The 2135-nt window shown below is 71.3% G+C and carries 2 protein-coding genes; both read right to left on the bottom strand.

What is annotated here, in order from left to right; genetic code table 11:
• Positions 1-770, bottom strand: a 770-nt coding sequence (locus ACV4UX_RS19620; protein WP_491594958.1) for an ArsB/NhaD family transporter, incomplete at its 3' end; no start/stop codon positions are given.
• Positions 771-794: 24 nt separating this feature from the next.
• Positions 795-1850, bottom strand: coding sequence for a transporter substrate-binding domain-containing protein (locus ACV4UX_RS19615; protein ID WP_491594957.1), 1056 nt, complete (start codon positions 1848-1850; stop codon positions 795-797).
• Positions 1851-2135: the final 285 nt, after the last annotated feature.

The raw sequence follows: 2135 nt of genomic DNA, 5'->3' as shown, positions 1-2135 counted from the left end.
GCGCCCACGATGGCCGCCGCAGGGGGGATCACGGGGTTGGGCAGGAACTCGCCCGCCAGGAAGAGCGTCACCATGAGGCCTAGGGCCGTCAGGGCGAAGGCGCAGAAGCCCTTGTGCTCGATGGGGGGTGGGATCAGGCCCGCCGGGAGCGTGCGCCTGGCCTTCCACACCGTCGGGAAGAGCGCCGGCATGAGCGGCACGAGCACCGCGATGGCCAGCACGCCGCCCAGGCTCACGCGGCGCAGGTAGTCCATGAAGCTCAGGCCCATGGCCTGGCCCACCAGAAAGGTGGCCGGATCGCCCACCAGGGTGAGCAGCCCCGCCGCATTGGAGAGGATGGCCGTGAGGATGAGCGGCCCAACGAAGTCCAGCTCCAGGGCCTCGCAGACGCGGATGATCACCGGGGCCAGGAGGATCACCGTGGTGGCGTTGGGCAGGATGGCGCAGACAACGCTCACCAGGGCGGCGAGCAGCAGGAGGAAGCGCCTGCCGCTGCCCCGGGTCATCACCAGGAAGCGCACGCCCAGGTTCTCGAACACGCCCGTGGGCGCGAGCACCCGGGCCACCACCATGCCCCCGAAGAGCAGCGAGAGGGAGCCGTCGGAGGCCCCGACGGTGTTCATCACGTCCTTGTGGTCCACGGCCCCGGCCAGCGTGAGCAGGCACAGCCCCAGGAGCGCCGCCAGGGTCATGTCCAGGAGGTTGAAGGCGATGGCCAGGATCACCGCGCCGAACACGACGCAGATGAGGGTGGTCTGCAGGTCGGACATGGGCGTGTTCCCTTGTGTGGGCGTCTAGAACGGCGGGGCCCAGAGCAGGCCGCCGTCCTTCCAGAGCCGGTTGTACTTTCGGGCCAGCTTGAGCGGGCTGCCCTGGCCCAGGTTGCGCTCAAACACCTCGCCGTAGTTGCCCACGGCCGTGAGCACGCGCACGGCCCAGCCGGGTTCGAGCCCCAGCTGTCTGCCCAGCGCGTCGGCGTCTTCCAGGAAGAGGCGCTGGGGCACGCCCAGCGCCTGGGGTTGGGCGGCGTTGGCCTGGGTGAGGCCCAACTCCTCGCCCGTGACGAGCGCGGCGTGCACGGCGCGCAGAATCAGCGTCCACTGGCCGTCGTCCTGGCGGGTGACGGCGCAGAGGATCTCCTTGGAATGGATCTCGGGCAGGATGGCCCAGGCTTCGGGGCCGCCGGGCGCGTCGACGCGCTCTCCCGCCAGCACGACGGCGTCGCCCGTGAAGCCGCGGCACTCGCCGGAGAAGAGCGCCTGGCAGGCCTGGCTGGGGCTTTCGTAGAACACGGGCTCGAAGCGCACGCCGGTGCGTTCGGTCACGTCGTCCAGGTTTCCCGCGTGGGTGGAGCCGCGCACCACGGCCACTTTCGCGCCGTCCAGGGCCTTGAGCCCGGCGTGCGCATCCCGGGCGGAGAGCATGAAGGCCTGGCCCGTGTAGACGAGCGGCCCCACGAATTCCGCCTGGAAGGCCGCCTCGCGCCCCAGGGTCCAGGAAGTGTTGCGCGCGAGCAGGTCAACCTCCCGGGCCATGAGGGCCGTGAAGCGCGCCCGGGAGACCAGGGGCAGGTAGCGCACCTTGGCCGGATCGCCCAGTGCGGCGGCGGCCACGGCGCGGCAGAAGTCGGCGTCGAGGCCGCGCCAGGAGCCGTCCGGGGCCTGGGTGGCGAAGCCGGGGATGGAGTCGCCCACGCCGCAGCGCAGCACGCCCGCCTTGCGCGCCCCCGCGAGGGTCTCGGAGAGCTTGCGCGCCGCGCCGGGGGCGTCGGCCGCCGGGCAGGGCGGGACAGCCAGGAGCAGGACCGTCAGGATCGCGAACGCCGGAACCGCGAAACGCGCGAGCGTCATGGCAGAGCCTCCGTGAAGCGCAGGATCATCGTTCCTTTCATGGCATCCCTTGCATTATTTGGCAACGAGGGGCGGTACGATGGCGTCGGAACCGCCGGGTGCGGCCCTGAGCCTCGTTGACTTCGACCGTCTTTTGGGCAAGCCTCGGCAGGCGTCGATCGAACCCCATCCGCGAGGCCCGCGCACGCCATGCTCACCAAGATCGCCCAGCTCAGCATCGCCGGAGCCCTGGGCACCCTGGCCCGCTACTGGCTCTCCGGGGCCGTCTACGCCGTGGCGGGGCGC

Source organism: Fundidesulfovibrio sp. (assembly GCF_058402725.1).
This window is presented reverse-complemented; position numbering and strand designations above follow the sequence as displayed.

Excerpts from the sequence above, each read along its gene's own strand:
- ACV4UX_RS19615 (WP_491594957.1), bottom strand. The coding sequence starts at position 1,850 with ATGACGCTCGCGCGTTTCGCGGTTCCGGCGTTCGCGATCCTGACGGTC.